This window comes from Weizmannia acidilactici (assembly GCF_008974185.1).
Taxonomy (GTDB): Bacteria; Bacillota; Bacilli; order Bacillales; family Bacillaceae_C; genus Weizmannia; species Weizmannia acidilactici.
Map to the genome: position 1 here is coordinate 45,640 of NZ_BKZP01000016.1, position 16,875 is coordinate 62,514.

Annotated in this window: 16 protein-coding genes and 1 other annotated feature; all 16 genes read right to left on the reverse strand. The window is 47.9% G+C overall.

Annotated elements, in window-relative coordinates; all coding sequences use genetic code 11:
• Positions 1-109: 109 nt before the first annotated feature.
• A complete protein-coding gene (gene rpoC, locus BpJC4_RS08655; RefSeq protein WP_151697783.1) occupies positions 110-3,709 on the reverse strand; it encodes a DNA-directed RNA polymerase subunit beta' in 3,600 nt (1,199 codons plus the stop codon).
• A gap of 136 nt (positions 3,710-3,845) precedes the next feature.
• Positions 3,846-7,406: a DNA-directed RNA polymerase subunit beta gene (gene rpoB / locus BpJC4_RS08660; protein ID WP_151680362.1), complete on the reverse strand. Its 3,561-nt coding sequence runs from the start codon at positions 7,404-7,406 to the stop codon at positions 3,846-3,848.
• A gap of 233 nt (positions 7,407-7,639) precedes the next feature.
• On the reverse strand, positions 7,640-8,242 hold the full coding sequence (locus BpJC4_RS08665) for a class I SAM-dependent methyltransferase (protein WP_151680361.1): 603 nt from the start codon (positions 8,240-8,242) through the stop codon (positions 7,640-7,642).
• 98 nt (positions 8,243-8,340) lie between these two features.
• On the reverse strand, positions 8,341-8,706 hold the full coding sequence (gene rplL / locus BpJC4_RS08670) for a 50S ribosomal protein L7/L12 (protein WP_151680360.1): 366 nt from the start codon (positions 8,704-8,706) through the stop codon (positions 8,341-8,343).
• Between the two features lie 47 nt (positions 8,707-8,753).
• Positions 8,754-9,254 (reverse strand): 50S ribosomal protein L10, encoded by a 501-nt coding sequence (gene rplJ / locus BpJC4_RS08675; protein WP_151680359.1) that lies wholly within the window; start codon positions 9,252-9,254, stop codon positions 8,754-8,756.
• A gap of 35 nt (positions 9,255-9,289) precedes the next feature.
• Positions 9,290-9,435: a sequence feature (ribosomal protein L10 leader region), on the reverse strand.
• A 46-nt stretch (positions 9,436-9,481) separates the two neighbouring features.
• A complete protein-coding gene (gene rplA / locus BpJC4_RS08680) occupies positions 9,482-10,180 on the reverse strand; it encodes a 50S ribosomal protein L1 (protein WP_151680358.1) in 699 nt (232 codons plus the stop codon).
• Between the two features lie 112 nt (positions 10,181-10,292).
• Positions 10,293-10,718, reverse strand: coding sequence for a 50S ribosomal protein L11 (rplK, locus tag BpJC4_RS08685; RefSeq protein WP_151680357.1), 426 nt, complete (start codon positions 10,716-10,718; stop codon positions 10,293-10,295).
• A gap of 273 nt (positions 10,719-10,991) precedes the next feature.
• The gene (gene nusG, locus BpJC4_RS08690) at positions 10,992-11,525 is read right to left on the reverse strand and encodes a transcription termination/antitermination protein NusG (protein WP_151680356.1); all 534 of its coding nucleotides are present in this window, start codon (positions 11,523-11,525) and stop codon (positions 10,992-10,994) included.
• A 148-nt stretch (positions 11,526-11,673) separates the two neighbouring features.
• Positions 11,674-11,859, reverse strand: coding sequence for a preprotein translocase subunit SecE (secE, locus tag BpJC4_RS08695; protein WP_151680355.1), 186 nt, complete (start codon positions 11,857-11,859; stop codon positions 11,674-11,676).
• Positions 11,860-11,893: 34 nt separating this feature from the next.
• A complete protein-coding gene (gene rpmG, locus BpJC4_RS08700) occupies positions 11,894-12,040 on the reverse strand; it encodes a 50S ribosomal protein L33 (RefSeq protein ID WP_151680354.1) in 147 nt (48 codons plus the stop codon).
• Positions 12,041-12,373: 333 nt separating this feature from the next.
• Positions 12,374-13,027 carry an RNA polymerase sporulation sigma factor SigH gene (gene sigH / locus BpJC4_RS08705; protein ID WP_151680353.1) on the reverse strand — a complete coding sequence of 218 codons (654 nt, stop codon included), beginning with the start codon at positions 13,025-13,027 and terminating at the stop codon, positions 12,374-12,376.
• A gap of 69 nt (positions 13,028-13,096) precedes the next feature.
• The gene (locus BpJC4_RS08710) at positions 13,097-13,603 is read right to left on the reverse strand and encodes an NYN domain-containing protein (protein ID WP_151680418.1); all 507 of its coding nucleotides are present in this window, start codon (positions 13,601-13,603) and stop codon (positions 13,097-13,099) included.
• Between the two features lies 1 nt (position 13,604).
• Entirely contained in the window at positions 13,605-14,348 is a 744-nt protein-coding gene (gene rlmB / locus BpJC4_RS08715) for a 23S rRNA (guanosine(2251)-2'-O)-methyltransferase RlmB (protein WP_151680352.1), read from the reverse strand.
• Entirely contained in the window at positions 14,348-14,779 is a 432-nt protein-coding gene (locus BpJC4_RS08720; protein ID WP_151680351.1) for a Mini-ribonuclease 3, read from the reverse strand. The genes rlmB and BpJC4_RS08720 overlap by 1 nt, the downstream gene beginning before the upstream one ends.
• Positions 14,776-16,173: a cysteine--tRNA ligase gene (gene cysS, locus BpJC4_RS08725; protein ID WP_151697784.1), complete on the reverse strand. Its 1,398-nt coding sequence runs from the start codon at positions 16,171-16,173 to the stop codon at positions 14,776-14,778. Before cysS ends, BpJC4_RS08720 begins: the two co-directional genes overlap by 4 nt.
• Positions 16,154-16,822: a serine O-acetyltransferase gene (gene cysE / locus BpJC4_RS08730; protein WP_151680349.1), complete on the reverse strand. Its 669-nt coding sequence runs from the start codon at positions 16,820-16,822 to the stop codon at positions 16,154-16,156. The genes cysS and cysE overlap by 20 nt, the downstream gene beginning before the upstream one ends.
• Between the last annotated feature and the right edge of the window lie 53 nt (positions 16,823-16,875).

Consider the following 16,875-nt stretch of genomic DNA (forward strand, 5'->3'; position numbering starts at 1 on the left):
TCCCTGCGATAAGTCAACATCGGTTCACCTATAGGCTCACCGTGTTTCCTTTAAGTCAGAGGCCAAATCAAATCCGTACGCCGAATAATGTCGCCCTCCGCTTTTCTTTTTATTCCGTTTCTGCCGGCACTTCCTCTTCTTTCTTCATGACTTCGGGAATTGTTTTGCGGTAGCGGGTCATTCCTGTACCGGCAGGAACGAGTTTCCCGATAATGACATTTTCTTTCAGCCCGAGCAATTCGTCGCGTTTGCCTTTGATGGCCGCATCCGTTAACACCCGGGTTGTTTCCTGGAAGGAGGCCGCCGATAAGAACGAATCGGTTTCCAGGGAAGCTTTTGTAATCCCGAGCAATACCGGGCGTCCTGTTGCAGGGCGGTTGCCTTCAAGCAAAGCTTTTTCGTTTGCTTCGCCGAACTGGTGGATGTCAAGCAGCGTACCCGGAAGGACATCCGTGTCGCCGGCATCCAGCACCCTTACTTTTCTCAGCATTTGACGGACCATTACTTCAATGTGCTTGTCGCCAATTTCAACCCCTTGCATCCGGTATACTTTTTGGACTTCCCGCAACAAGTATTCCTGTACGGTCGTCACATCTGTTACACGCAGCAGGTCTTTCGGGTCGATGGAACCTTCCGTCAGTTCCTGTCCCCTCTTGACCTCATCATTCACCGCCACTTTTAGGCGGGAAGTGTAAGGTGCGATATATGTGCGGGTTTCAACAGGGCCCTGGATGACAATCTCGTATTGGCGGTCCCGTCCTTCGCTGATGGAAGTGACAACCCCGTCCACTTCGGAAATGACTGCCTGGCCTTTCGGATTCCGGGCTTCAAACAATTCCTGGATACGTGGAAGACCTTGGGTAATATCTTCTCCGGCCACGCCTCCGGTATGGAATGTACGCATGGTCAGCTGGGTACCCGGTTCGCCGATCGATTGGGCCGCAATAATCCCAACCGCTTCACCGACTTCGACTTCCTGGCCGGTTGCCAGATTGCGCCCGTAGCATTTTTTACATACGCCATGGCGGGTATTGCAGGTGAATACCGAGCGGATCCAGACTTTTTCATAACCGGCGTCGACAATTTCCTTCGCAATGTCTTCCGTGATAAACTCGTTTTCACAGACAATGATTTTCCCGGTTTCAGGATGTCTGATCGTTTTTCTTGAATAACGGCCTGTTAAGCGTTCTTCAAGGGATTCAATAATTTCCGTGCCCTCTTTCAACGCTCCGATCAAAAGCCCGCGGTCGGTTCCGCAGTCGTCTTCGCGGACGATGACATCCTGCGCCACATCGACAAGGCGACGGGTTAGATAACCTGAGTCCGCAGTCTTAAGCGCCGTATCGGCAAGGCCTTTACGAGCACCGTGCGTTGAGATGAAGTATTCTTGTACGGTCAAACCTTCACGGAAACTGGACTTGATCGGCAATTCAATTATCCGTCCGGCCGGGTTGGCCATCAAGCCGCGCATTCCGGCAAGCTGTGTAAAGTTCGATGCGTTTCCCCGCGCACCCGAATCGCTCATCATGAAGATCGGGTTCCGTTTATCAAGGGATTCCATCAATTTGCCCTGGATCGTATCTTTTGCCTCGCTCCAGATCGAAATGACGCGGTCATAACGTTCGTCCTCGGTAATTAAACCACGGCGGAACTGTTTCATAACTGTATCGACTTTCTTCTGGGCTCCCGAGAGGATTTCCTCTTTTTCTCCCAAAACGACGATGTCGGATACGCCGACAGTAATACCGGCTTTTGTAGAATATTGGAAGCCAAGGTCTTTTAAGCGGTCCAGCATCTTGGAAGTTTCCGTAATCTTGAACCGTTTAAACACTTCGGCAATAATGCTTCCGAGGAATCCTTTTATAAACGGCCGGATTAAAGGCTGCTGTTTAATATGTTCTTTTACGTCAATAGACGGATCGACAAAATATTTGTCAGGTGTCCTTTCTTCCAAGTTTGTTTTAGTCGGCTCATTAATGTATGGGAAGCTCTTCGGCAAGATTTCATTGAAGATCACTTTCCCGACAGTTGTAATCAAAAGCTTTTTATTTTGCTCTTCCGTGAAAGTCGGATTGTTGAGCGAACCGGCATGAATGGCGATCCGTGTATGGAAATGCACATAGCCGTTATAGTAGGCCATATACACTTCATTTACATCTTTAAAGACAGAGCCTTCGCCGACAGCCCCTTCACGTTCAAGCGTTAAGTAGTAGTTGCCGAGGACCATGTCCTGGGACGGCGTAACAACCGGTTTCCCGTCTTTCGGGTTCAAAATGTTTTGTGCGGCAAGCATTAGCAAACGCGCTTCCGCCTGTGCCTCTGCCGACAGCGGGACGTGTACAGCCATTTGGTCGCCGTCAAAGTCCGCGTTATAAGCCGTACATACGAGCGGATGCAGGCGGATTGCGCGCCCTTCAACAAGCTTCGGTTCAAATGCCTGAATCCCGAGCCTGTGCAGTGTCGGGGCACGGTTCAGGAGTACCGGGTGTTCTTTAATGACTTCTTCCAGCACATCCCAGATTTCCGGCTGCAGACGTTCGATTTTCCGTTTTGCGCTTTTAATATTATGGGCCAGGCCTTTTTCGACGAGTTCTTTCATAACGAAAGGCTTGAACAATTCAATCGCCATTTCACGCGGCAGACCGCATTGGTACATTTTCAAATTCGGGCCGACAACGATAACCGAACGGCCGGAATAGTCAACCCGTTTTCCGAGCAAGTTTTGGCGGAAACGGCCCTGTTTCCCTTTCAGCATATGGGAAAGCGATTTTAACGGGCGGTTCCCCGGGCCTGTTACCGGGCGTCCACGACGGCCGTTATCGATCAAAGCGTCGACTGCTTCCTGCAACATGCGTTTTTCGTTTTGAACAATAATGCTTGGCGCACCAAGATCCAGCAGGCGTTTCAAACGGTTGTTCCGATTGATGACGCGGCGGTACAAATCATTTAAGTCAGATGTGGCAAAGCGCCCGCCTTCCAGCTGTACCATCGGGCGCAGTTCAGGCGGAATGACAGGAAGGACATCCAAAACCATCCATTCCGGTTTATTGCCTGAATTGCGGAAGGCTTCGAGCACTTCAAGGCGCTTGATCGCACGTGTGCGGCGCTGGCCTTGCGCAACTTTCAGCTCTTCTTTTAGCGCTTCGCATTCTTTATTGACATCTACATCCTGCAGCAGTTTTTTAATGGCTTCCGCACCCATGCCGGCCTGGAATTTGTTGCCGTATTTTTCACGGTAAGCACGGTATTCTTTTTCGGAAAGGAGCTGTTTCTTTTCCAAAGAAGTATCCCCTGCTTCGGTGACAACATAAGATGCGAAGTAAATCACTTCTTCCAAAGCGCGCGGGGACATGTCAAGCACAAGCCCCATCCGGCTAGGAATCCCTTTGAAATACCATATATGTGAAACAGGCGCAGCAAGTTCGATATGGCCCATTCTTTCGCGGCGCACTTTCGATCTTGTCACTTCCACACCGCAGCGGTCGCAGACAACGCCTTTGTAACGGACGCGTTTGTATTTGCCGCAATGGCATTCCCAGTCTTTTGTCGGGCCGAAAATACGTTCGCAGAAAAGCCCGTCTTTTTCAGGTTTTAATGTCCTGTAGTTGATGGTTTCCGGTTTTTTGACTTCACCGTATGACCAGGAACGGATTTTATCCGGTGAAGCAAGACCAATTTTCATGTACTCAAAATTATTTACGTCCAGCAAGGGGCCAGCCTCCCTTTCGTCTTTAGGTTAGTACCTTAAAACACATACAGAAGAAACAGAAATAGAAGCCGGATTGTACGGATTCCATACAATCCGGACGATGGCCTCTCTTTCTGTTCCACGTAAACTCCAGCAATTATTCTTTGGACGCCCCGATCCCTTCAGGCTCTTCTTTTGATTCAGGGGCAATGTTCAATGTATCTGCCTGGTTCAGGTCATCATCGTCTTCAAGGTCGCGCATTTCAATTTCTTCGTCGTCCCCGGATAAGATCTTCACATCCAGCCCTAAGCTTTGAAGTTCCTTGATCAGCACTTTAAACGATTCCGGCACACCAGGCTCAGGGACATTTTCCCCTTTTACAATTGCTTCATAAGTTTTTACGCGGCCGACGACGTCATCCGATTTGACGGTGAGGATTTCCTGGAGCGTGTAGGCGGCACCGTAAGCTTCGAGCGCCCATACTTCCATCTCCCCGAACCTTTGGCCGCCGAACTGTGCTTTACCGCCGAGCGGCTGCTGTGTAACGAGCGAGTAAGGCCCTGTCGAACGGGCATGCAATTTATCGTCTACCATGTGGGCGAGTTTAATCATATACATAATCCCGACAGATACGCGGTTATCGAAAGGTTCGCCGGTACGCCCGTCGTAAAGCACAGTTTTCGCATCACGCGCCATGCCGGCTTCTTCAATCGTTTCCCAGACGTCCTCTTCGCGCGCACCGTCAAATACCGGAGTCGCCACATGGAGGCCGAGTTTTTTCGCCGCCATGCCAAGATGCAGTTCAAGCACCTGCCCGATGTTCATCCGAGAAGGCACGCCGAGCGGATTGAGCATGATTTGGACAGGCGTTCCATCCGGAAGGAAAGGCATATCTTCTTCCGGAAGAATCCGGGAGATAACCCCTTTGTTTCCGTGGCGCCCGGCCATCTTGTCGCCCTGGTGGATTTTCCGTTTCTGCACGATATAAACGCGGACGAGCTGGTTCACACCAGGCGGGAGCTCATCCCCTGCTTCGCGCGTAAAGACTTTGACATCGAGGACAATACCGCCGCCCCCGTGTGGAACCCGGAGCGATGTGTCACGCACTTCTCGGGCCTTTTCGCCGAAGATGGCATGGAGCAGGCGTTCTTCCGCCGTTAGTTCTGTAACGCCTTTCGGGGTGACTTTCCCGACGAGCAGATCGCCGTCTTTTACTTCAGCACCAATTCGGACAATGCCGCGTTCGTCGAGGTTTTTCAAAGCATCTTCGCCGACGTTCGGGATATCGCGGGTCATTTCTTCCGGCCCAAGCTTCGTATCGCGGGCTTCCGACTCGTATTCTTCTATATGGATAGATGTGTAAACATCTTCTTTTACGAGTTTTTCGCTCATAATGATGGCATCTTCATAGTTATAGCCGTCCCATGTCATAAAAGCAACAAGCACGTTTTGCCCGAGGGCCAGTTCTCCGTGGTCCATCGATTGGCCATCAGCTAAGATTTCGCCTTTTTCAACACGGTCGCCTTTTTTCACAATCGGGCGCTGGTTGATGCACATGCCGTTGTTGGAGCGCTTGAATTTTTGAAGACGATATTTATCCAGATCGCCTTTCACTTCCTGGCCGTCCACATTGATGATGCGGCGTACCCAAATTTCGCGGGCTTCCACATGTTCCACAATGCCATCATGCTTGCAGATCAAAGCCGCGCCCGAGTCTTTTGCACTCACATACTCCATGCCGGTGCCAACGATCGGCGCATGCGGCTGCATGAGCGGAACGGCCTGGCGCTGCATGTTCGCACCCATCAACGCACGGTTTGAGTCGTCGTTTTCAAGGAACGGGATACATGCTGTCGCAGCAGATACAACCTGCTTCGGCGAAACATCCATGTAATCGACGCGGTCCGCTTTAACGACAATGTTTTCGCCGCGGAAACGCGCATATACTTCATCATCGACAAAATAGCCGTTTTCATCCAATTGTGCATTCGCCTGGGCCACGACATAATTGTCTTCTTCATCGGCCGTCAAATAGTCGATATGTTCCGTTACACGCCCTGTATCTGGGTCAACCCTGCGGTATGGCGTTTCAATAAAACCGAAGCGGTTGACTTTGGCATACGTCGACAAAGAGTTGATCAACCCAATATTCGGTCCTTCAGGCGTTTCAATCGGACACATGCGGCCGTAGTGCGAGTAGTGGACGTCGCGCACTTCCATGCCGGCGCGTTCACGTGTCAAACCGCCGGGTCCGAGTGCGGAAAGCCTGCGCTTATGGGTCAGTTCCGCCAGCGGGTTCGTCTGATCCATGAACTGCGACAACTGCGAGCTGCCAAAGAATTCCTTAATGGCCGCGATCACCGGGCGGATATTGATCAGCTGCTGAGGCGTAATCGTGTTAATGTCCTGGATCGACATTCTTTCACGGACAACGCGTTCCATCCGCGACAGGCCGATGCGGAATTGGTTTTGCAGCAATTCACCGACTGACCTTAAACGGCGGTTCCCAAGATGATCGATATCATCCGTATCGCCGACGCCGTGCAGCAAATTGAAGAAATAGCTGATGGAAGCCACAATGTCTGCAGGTGTAATGTGTTTGATGCTTTCATCCACATAAGCATTTCCGATTACATTGATGACTTTCTCATTATCGTCGATCGGGGCATAAATTTTGATGGACTGCAGCGTAATATCATCATCAACAACACCGCCAACTTGGCTGTATGTTTTAAAACCTAAGCCGTTTTCAAGATAAGGGATAATTTTATCAAGCGTACGCCGGTCTAAAACCGTTCCTTCTTCCGCAATGATTTCGCCGGTTTCGGGGTCAGCCAGGGTTTCGGCTAAACGCTGCCCGAACAAACGGAATTTCATATGAAGCTTTTTGTTCATTTTATATCGGCCGACATTTGCCAGATCATAACGTTTCGGATCAAAGAAACGCGAGATCAACAAGCTTTTCGCGTTTTCAACTGTCGGCGGCTCGCCCGGGCGGAGTCGTTCGTATATTTCAAGAAGCGCTTTTTCAGTGCTGTCGGTATTATCTTTTTCGAGCGTATTCCTTAAAAACTCGTTATCGCCGATTAACTCGATAATTTCCTGGTCGGAACCGAAACCGAGCGCCCGGAGCAAAACGGTGATCGGCAGCTTTCTCGTACGGTCGATGCGGACATAGGCAACATCTTTCGCATCCGTTTCATACTCAAGCCATGCGCCGCGGTTTGGAATGACGGTTGCACTGTAGCCGTATTTCCCGTTTTTGTCCATTTTACTGTTAAAATAAACACTAGGGGAACGGACGAGCTGGGATACAATGACACGTTCTGCACCATTAATGATAAAAGTCCCCGTTTCCGTCATTAATGGGAAGTCGCCCATAAATACATCCTGGTCTTTCACTTCACCGGTTTCTTTATTGATAAGGCGCACCTTTACGCGGAGCGGGGCTGCGTAAGTAACATCACGCTCTTTACATTCGTCGATTGAGTATTTCGGTTCGCCGAGGCTGTAATCAATAAATTCCAAAAAAAGGTTTCCGGCAAAATCCTCGATCGGGGAGATGTCCTGAAACATTTCACGCAAACCTTCGTCAAGGAACCATTGGTAAGATGAGGTTTGGATCTCGATTAGGTTTGGCAGCTCTAAAATTTCTTTAATACGCGCATAACTTCTGCGTTGGCGGTGCCGTCCATACTGAACTAGTTGATGTGACAACTGATTCACCCCTCAAATCAAGCGTTTTGTTTGCATCTTTCGTCAAACAACATGAAGCTAAGACAAAAAGAAAAAGGGTTTTTTATGAAAAACCACATATCGCATGACGAGTTATGATTTTATAAGTCATTTCCAATTAACCCAAAATATATACTTGACAAATACATTTTAGATTGTATAAAGAAAAATAATCTATTGGCATTTTATGATTTTAACATACAACAAAATGAGAGTCAAATTTTTTTGGCTTTAAAAACATAATACCCTTTTTCTTTGCCAATCAAATCGACTCCACCAAACAACCGTTCTAATTTTTTCCTTGCAGAAGGGGCGCCCTGCTTCTTTTGGATGACCACCCAAAGTTCCCCGTTTGTTACAAGATGCCGAAAACTTTCCTCAAACATCCGATAGACAAGCTGCTTGCCGGCCCTAATTGGCGGATTGGTCACGATGAGCGCGAACTGATCGGCTCTGATGTTTTCAAAAATATCGCTTTTGTAAATGGAAGCATTTGAAATATGGTTATTGGCGGCGTTTTTCTTTGCCAGTTCAACCGCCCGTTCGTTAATGTCTACCATATGGACTTCGCGGCCGGGGAAAGATTTTGCCAGCGCCAAACCGATCGGGCCGTAGCCGCAGCCCAAATCAAGAATCGGCCCGTCCGCTTCCGGCAGCGTGACGCGCTCGACTAATACACGCGAACCGAAATCCACTTCTTTTTTCGAAAAAACGCCTTGGTCTGTTTGAAAATGGAAGGAATGCCCTCTTAATGTAAAGGCCCAGTCCATCGGGTTGCTCTTTACTTCAGGGTGTTGCGAATAGTAATGTTCAGCCATATCGTCCCACGCTTTCTTAGAGGGTTGAGGTCATTACAGGAGAAAATGAGATGTTGAAAAAAGCCCGCGTTCATGCGGGCTTTTTTTCTAAAAGGCTCTTACTTCAATTCTACGCCGGCGCCAACTTCTTCAAGTTTCGCTTTAATTTCTTCAGCTTCTTCTTTCGATACGCCTTCTTTAAGCGGTTTTGGAGCATTGTCAACAAGTTCTTTCGCTTCTTTAAGACCAAGGCCTGTGATTTCGCGGACAACTTTGATGACTTTGATTTTTTGTGCACCGGCTTCAGCCAATACAACATCAAATTCAGTTTTTTCTGCAGCAGCATCTCCGCCTGCAGCGCCGCCTACAACAGCAACCGGTGCAGCAGCAGTTACGCCGAATTCTTCTTCAATTGCTTTTACAAGTTCGTTCAATTCAAGAACTGTCATTTCTTTGACAGCAGAGATGATTTCTTCTTTCGTCATTTCTAAATCCTCCTAATATCAATATTTTTTATCCTGTAAACTTCAAATTAAGCACCTTGTTCTTCTTTTTGGTCCGCAACAGCTTTCGCCGCAAGTGCAAGGTTGCGGATCGGAGCCTGCAGCACGCTAAGCAGCATCGAAAGCAGGCCTTCGCGGGAAGGAAGCGATGCAAGGGCTTTGATTTCATCAACGGTTGCAACATTGCCTTCGATCACGCCCGCTTTGATTTCCAAAGCTTCATGGTCTTTCGCGAAATCGCTCAAGATTTTCGCAGGTGCTACAACGTCCTCGGCACTGAATGCGATCGCGTTCGGGCCGGTGAGGACATCATTCAGGCCGGTTAGCTCGGCAGCTTCCACAGCACGGCGTGTCAAAGTGTTTTTGTAAACTTTGAAATCAACGCCTGCTTCACGGAGCTGTTTACGCAGTTCGGTGACTTCAGCAACGTTTAAGCCACGGTAATCCACAACAATAGTGGACACGCTTGATTTAAATTTTTCGGTGATTTCTTCCACCACTTGTTTCTTTTGTTCAATTGCACTGCTCATCTTGACACCTCCTACAGATATTCTTGATGAACATTCATACCAAACAAAAACCTCCATATCCGAGACATGGAGGTTTTATGCATACACAAGCCTGAAACAGGCCGGTTTTCTATACGCATTACCTCGGCAGGACATTAAGCCGGATGGCACCTGCTGTCTACGGTACAAATGTTTTCTTTTTAAGCTAGTTTACATTATATCAAGACATGTTTGGCATGTCAAAGGGATTATTTAACTGCAAAAGAAGATGGGTCAATTTTTACACCAGGGCCCATTGTCGACGTAACAGAAATATTTTTCATGTAAGTGCCTTTTGCAGTAGACGGTTTTGCTTTCACCAAAGTTTCAAATAAAGTCGTAAGGTTTTCGACGAGTTTTTCCGTTTCGAAAGATGTTTTTCCGATCGGGGCGTGGATATTTCCCGCTTTGTCAACGCGGTATTCCACTTTACCGGCTTTGATGTCCTGAACCGCTTTTGCAACATCAAATGTTACAGTGCCGGTTTTCGGGTTCGGCATTAAACCCCTCGGCCCGAGGATGCGGCCCAATTTACCGACTTCGCCCATCATGTCAGGCGTTGCGACGATAACATCGAAGTCAAACCAGCCTTGCTGGATTTTATTAATGTAATCCGTATCACCGACATAATCGGCACCGGCTGCTTCTGCTTCTTTCAGTTTTTCGCCTTTCGCAAAAACGAGCACGCGTTGGGTTTTACCTGTTCCGTTCGGAAGCACAACAGCGCCGCGGATTTGCTGGTCCGCTTTTTTCGGATCTACACCTAAACGGAATGCAGCTTCAACCGTTGCGTCGAATTTTGCATAGCTTGTTTTTTTCACGAGTTCAATTGCTTCTTGCACCGGGTAAGCTTTGGAGCGGTCAACCAATTTCAAAGCTTCAACATACTTTTTACCTTTTTTTGCCATTCTTTTTTCCTCCTCAATTGTGGTTTTAACGGATAAACCTCCCACGAAAAAGGTTGCGAGCACATTTTCGCATCGCAACCCCGTTGGACAGAAACCATTTTTCGCGCATGGATCAGTCTTCGATTACAATCCCCATGCTGCGCGCAGTGCCTTCAACCATGCGCATAGCCGCTTCAACGCTTGCTGCATTTAAATCAGGCATTTTCGTTTCCGCGATTTCACGTACTTTGTCACGTTTTATCGTCGCCACTTTATTGCGGTTCGGCTCGCCGGAACCGGACTCAATGCCGGCAGCTTTTTTCAGCAAAACCGCAGCTGGCGGGGTTTTCGTAATGAATGTAAATGAACGGTCCTCAAATACCGTGATTTCAACAGGAATAATCAGGCCTGCTTGATCTGCAGTACGTGCGTTAAATTCTTTACAAAATCCCATGATGTTGACGCCGGCTTGACCCAGTGCAGGACCAACAGGTGGTGCAGGGTTTGCTTTTCCGGCAGGAATCTGTAATTTAACAATTTTTACTACTTTTTTAGCCACGAGACACACCTCCTTAAGTCCGTGATGTGGTAATAGGGGACTCGCCCTCCCACTCAAACAAACAAATCTCTCTATTTAAAATAAAGATGATATGAATTGTTCAGTGTCTGTTCAAGCATAGGCCCGGTTCCGGCAGACAAAACCCGCAGCGCCGTATGCATCCACAGCTGTTCCGCACTGCTTCGCCTCCCTGTTCAGGGCGCATCTGCTAAAGAACATACTGACTTATAACATATTATCATCTACTGATGGGGATTTCAAGTTTTTATCCGATTATATTTTATCAATTTGCTCAAAAACGAGGTCAACCGGAGTTTCCCGCCCGAACATATTGACCATCACTTTCGCCCGTCCTTTGTCGCGGTCCATATCAATGATTTTGCCGGCAAAATTCGCAAACGGCCCTTCTTTTACCGTGACGGGTTCGCCGATTTCAAAGTCGACATCCGCCCGCTTTTCTTCCATTCCCATCCGTTTTAAGATGGTATTGATTTCTTCCGGCAGAAGCGGCGTCGGTTTCGATCCCGAGCCTGATGAACCGACAAAACCCGTTACTCCGGGCGTGTTCCGGACAACATACCACGAATCGTCCGTCATGACCATTTCCACAAGGACATAACCGGGGAATACTTTCCGTTTGACGGCTTTTTTCTTATCGTTTTTTACTTCGACTTCTTCTTCTTCCGGCACAACGACGCGGAAAATTTTATCCTGCATCCCCATGGATTCCACGCGTTTTTCCAAATTGGCTTTTACTTTATTTTCATAACCTGAATACGTATGCACAACATACCAGTTTTTTTCCATTTATTAGGACTTGATGTCCGTCCCTCCCTACTGGTCTTTTAAAATTTCAGCAAATGAAAAAACCCGTTAACCGGGTTAGAGTCGTTGCTTATGATATTTCCATTATACCATGATTAAACAAGGATTATTCAAGAGAAAATTAATAATCTTACAGCGTACTTTCAGCCCACCGGATGATTGCGGAAATCCCTAAATCGATCACAACAAAAAATAGTGTTAAAAAAGCAACAGTTGCAATGACCGTAATGGTATATTTGACCAGCTCTTTGCGGGTCGGCCAGCTGACTTTTCGCATCTCGGAAGATACATTACGGAAAAACTTTGTGATGGACATGTATTCAAACCTCCAAATAAGTTCAAGTTCGCCATTATTTTGTATCGCGGTGGATAATGTACGCCTGGCAATGTTTGCAAAACTTTTTCAGCTCTATTCTCCTGGCCTGTTTGTCATGGACAACGGTTGTGTAATTGCGCGAACCGCACCTGGAGCAGGCAAGCGCCACTTTCTTTCGCATATTGTCACCAGCTGTCTAAAAATTTGCAGATTACGGAATCAGCACGATCCGCGGATTCCGCGCCTGTAAATCCATTTATTACAAAATTTTATTTTAGGCATGTTGATGATCGCGAAATCCGCTTCACACATGACACGACCGCGGGCCTCCCCGTACAACTACGGGCTGCGGGGCCCCGATAGCCCGCTTTCCCGCAGGAACTCCAAAAATTCACGATCATCAACATTATTTTAGCATAGCCTGATTTTAAAATACTACACTCCAACATAACACGGCGGAAAGCGCGTGTCAATAACACCTGCAAGCAAGCGGGGAATTTCCGTGCCAGCCTGCTTAGTATGTCAGTTCTTTCATTTCCAAAAAACGTTCCAGTTTCTTTTTTACCCTTTGTAAAGCGTTATCAATTGATTTTACATGACGGTTCAATTCTTCTGAAATTTCCTGGTAGGACTGCCCGTCCAGGTAAAGGGCGAGCACTTTCCTTTCCAAGTCGCTGAGCAGCTCGGATATTTTATCTTCAATATTGACATATTTTTCACGAATCAGGATTAATTCTTCGGGGTTGGAGATTCTTGCGCAGGTAATGACGTCCATTAAGGTGCGGTCGGATTCTTCGTCATAAATCGGCTTGTCCAGAGAAATGTAAGAATTAAGCGGTATATGCTTTTGGCGGGTGGCAGTCTTAATGGCGGTAATCATTTGCCGGGTGATGCATAATTCGGCAAAAGCTTTAAAAGACGTAAGCTTGTCCTCTTTATAATCGCGGATGGCTTTGTATAATCCAATCATCCCTTCCTGGACAATATCTTCACGGTCTGCGCCGATTAAAAAATAAGAGCGCGCTTTTGCCCTGACAAAATTCCTGTACTTTTGAATCAAGTAATCCAATGCTTCACTTTCGCCGCTGTGAATGCATTCAACCAACTCTTCGTCCTGCATCATGCCGTATCTTTCTTCATATGCTGCCTCAACTACATTCAGGTTCACATGTATCCCCCCATCGGCATTAGATAAAAATTATTATACAGTACAGAATTTTCAATCGTCAACCGCCCATTACTTACCCCTGCGCAATTTTTCGAAAATTTCCATGACCTCTTTGCTTAATGGGATTCTTGTTGCCGGTTTCTCCTCTTGAATTGATTTTACATTTTTTTTGATCTTTTGTTCAATCATTTCCACTTTTGTGAGCAATTCGCGCGCGGAAATCCTTAAAGCGCCTTGGCCGAATATTTGCCACTGTTCGGTGTAATCGGATGTGGCCACATAAACCTGTGTCATGATATTGTTCAATTTAATGGCCAGTTTTTCAATACATTCATCAGCCGTTTCATTTTCTTTTGTAAAAATCACTTCCACTTTGTGGTGGCGGTATTTTTTTTCCAGACCTTTGACCCCGTATGCATCAAATATGACGATGACTTTGTCATCCGTAAAACCTTGGTAGTCCGCCATAATCTCTATCAGCCTGTCCCTGGCGGCGCCAAGGTCTTTTTGTTTCAATTTTTGGAGTTCGGGCCAGGCGCCGATGATGTTATAGCCATCCACCAACAAAATATTCATCTTATTCACCAAGCGGATGGCGCTTCCTGTAAACCTCATACATCAACAGGCCGGCGGCAACGGAGGCATTGAGCGACGTCACATGCCCGGCCATCGGAAGGCGGATGAGAAAATCGCACGCTTCTTTTACAATTCTGCTCATGCCCCTTCCTTCGCTGCCGATCACGATACCAAGCGGCAGGCCTGCATCCATTTCCCGGTAGTCGAGGGTTCCGGATGCATCTGTCCCGACAATCCAAACCCCCTGCTTTTTCAACCCCGCAATCGTCTGTGAAAGATTTGTCACCCGCGCAACCGGAATATGCTCAATCGCACCGGTCGAAGCTTTCGCGACCGTCGCCGTCAATGCCACGGACCGCCGCTTCGGAATGATCACACCGTGGGCGCCAACCGCATCCGCCGTCCGCAAAATTGACCCGAGGTTATGCGGGTCCTCAAGTTCATCCAGAATCATGATAAACGGGAGCTCGTTCCGCCCTTCGGCAAGCTTGAACATATCGCCCACTTCCGCATATTTATAAGCGGCAACGAGCGCAACCACGCCCTGATGCGCACTGCCCGCCATTTGGTCGATTTTTTGCTTCGGAACAAACTGGATGTAGACTTTCCTTTCCCTAGCAAGTTCCATGACCTGCTTCATCGCGCCTTTCTGCGAGCCTTCCGCAATCCATATTTTATTGATTTCCCGGCCCGCTTTCAAAGCTTCCAGCACCGGGTTTTTGCCCGCTATATATTCTTGGTCCATCAGCGCGCCCCTCCTTTCTTTTCTTCGGCAATTTTGATCGCCTTTTCAATCAATGTTTCCATCCGTTCCCGGTTGCCCGACAAGTAATGATAGCCGATCAGCGCTTCAAAAGCCGTGCTATGCCGGTATGTCTGCACATCTGTATTTTTCGGGACTGTGCCAGATTTGGCATTTCTCCCCCGCTTGACAACCGCAATTTCTTCTTCCGTCAAAAGCTGCCCATCCATCAGATGTTTTAAAATCGCAGCCTGTGCCTTGGCCGAAACAAAGTGGACCGCATCCCGGTGGAGCTGGTTCGGCTTCGTTTTCCCTTGCAGCAAGACATGGTGCCGTATATACTCTTCATATACCGCATCCCCCATATAAGCAAGCGCAAGGCTGTTCAATTGTTTTGGATCTGGAGAGTATCCCTCCCGGCTTTTTTGGATCATAAGCGTCTCCATCTGACTCCTTGAGGCGTGTCTTCAAGAATAATATTCATTTCTTTCAGCTTGTCGCGGATCTCGTCGGCCAGTTGGAAATTGCGCATCTTTCTCGCTTCATTCCGCTTTTCAATCAGCGCTTCAATTTCTTCATCGAGCAGCTCTTCTTCTTCTAATTTCAGCCCGAGGACGCCGGCGAGCGCTTCAAATTCTTTGATAAATGCCTTGAGCACAACCTCGGATGTATTTTTTTCACGCAAGTAATAGTTCGCCTGCTTCGACAGTTCAAAAAAAATAGAGATGCCGTTTGCCGTATTAAAATCATCATCCATTTCTTCGACAAACTGGCGCCGTAGGGATTGAACGGACTCCAGCCATTTTTCATCATTTTCCGCCAGGTTGGCACTTGTCCCGAGGCGGTGTTTGAGGTTTTGATACGATGTTTTGATCCGCTCGAGCCCCGCTCCCGCATTGGCCAGCAATTCTTCGCTGTAGTTGATCGGGTGGCGGTAATGCACCGACAGCATAAAAAAGCGCAAAACCTGCGGATCGTGGCGCTTGAGTATATCATGGACAAGCACAAAGTTCCCGAGCGACTTCGACATTTTTTCATTGTCGATATTGATATAGCCGTTATGGAGCCAGTAACGGGCAAACGGCTTGCCTGTCAAAGCTTCCGACTGGGCGATTTCATTTTCATGGTGCGGGAACGTTAAATCCTGGCCGCCCGCGTGGATATCAATCGTATCGCCCAAGTATTTCCTGGCCATGGCGGAGCACTCAATATGCCAGCCCGGCCTTCCTTTCCCCCACGGGCTGTCCCACGAGATCTCCCCTTCTTTTGCCGCCTTCCAAAGGGCAAAATCGAGGGCATCGTCTTTCTTTTCCCCCACTTCGATTCTCGCACCGGCTTTCAATTCGTCAATAGACTGGTGCGACAATTTCCCGTATTCCGGAAAGCTCCTCGTGCGGTAGTAAACATCGCCGCCGGATTCATACGCATAGCCTTTTTCAACCAATTTTTCAATAAAAGCAATGATCGCTTCCATATTTTCGGTTACGCGGGGATGGACGTCTGCATGCCTGCAGCCGAGCGCCGTAATATCTTCAAAATAAGCCTGGATAAAGCGCTCGCTGATTACCGGCACTTCTTCCCCAAGTTCTTTTGCCGTTTTGATCAATTTATCATCCACGTCGGTAAAGTTCGACACGTATTTCACATCATAGCCGCAGAACTCCAAATAGCGCCTGACCGTGTCAAATACAATCGCAGGCCTGGCGTTCCCAATATGGATATAATTATAAACTGTCGGGCCGCAAACGTACATTTTTACTTTTCCCTCTTCCAGCGGGATAAACGGCTCCTTTTTTCTTGTTAATGTATTATAAATCTGAATGCTCATACACTTGTGCTCCTTCCTTTTTCAACCTTTCCAGTTCGCCCCGCAAAGCATCGATTTCCTTCTGCATGCTCTTCAGGCGGTCGGCAACGGGATCGGGCAGTTCATTGTGTTTTAAATCTTTTTTGATCTTCACGCCGTTTTGCACGACGACCCGGCCCGGGATACCAACAACGGTGGAATTGGGCGGCACATCTTTCAGCACAACCGACCCCGCCCCTATTTTTGAATTTTCCCCAACGGTGATGGAGCCTAATACTTTTGCCCCCGTTGCGATTAATACATTGTCTTTAATGGTCGGATGACGCTTGCCTTTTTCTTTTCCGGTCCCGCCAAGTGTAACACCTTGGTAAACCGTTACGTTATCCCCGATTTCACACGTTTCCCCGATCACAACCCCCATACCGTGGTCGATGAAAAACCGCCTGCCGATCTGCGCACCAGGATGGATCTCAATGCCGGTCAGGAAGCGGCTCAGCTGGGAAATCACACGGGCGATGAAAAAGAATTTCTTTTTATAGAAAAAGTGTGCGATCCGGTGCGCCCAAATGGCATGCAGCCCGGAATAAGTCAAAATCACTTCAAAATAAGTCCTTGCTGCCGGATCCTGGTCAAAAACCACTTCAATATCTTCCTTCAGCCTTTTAAACATGTACAGCTCCCCTTTCTTTTGTAATTTTCCCATTCCCTTAAGTAAAGGTTCCA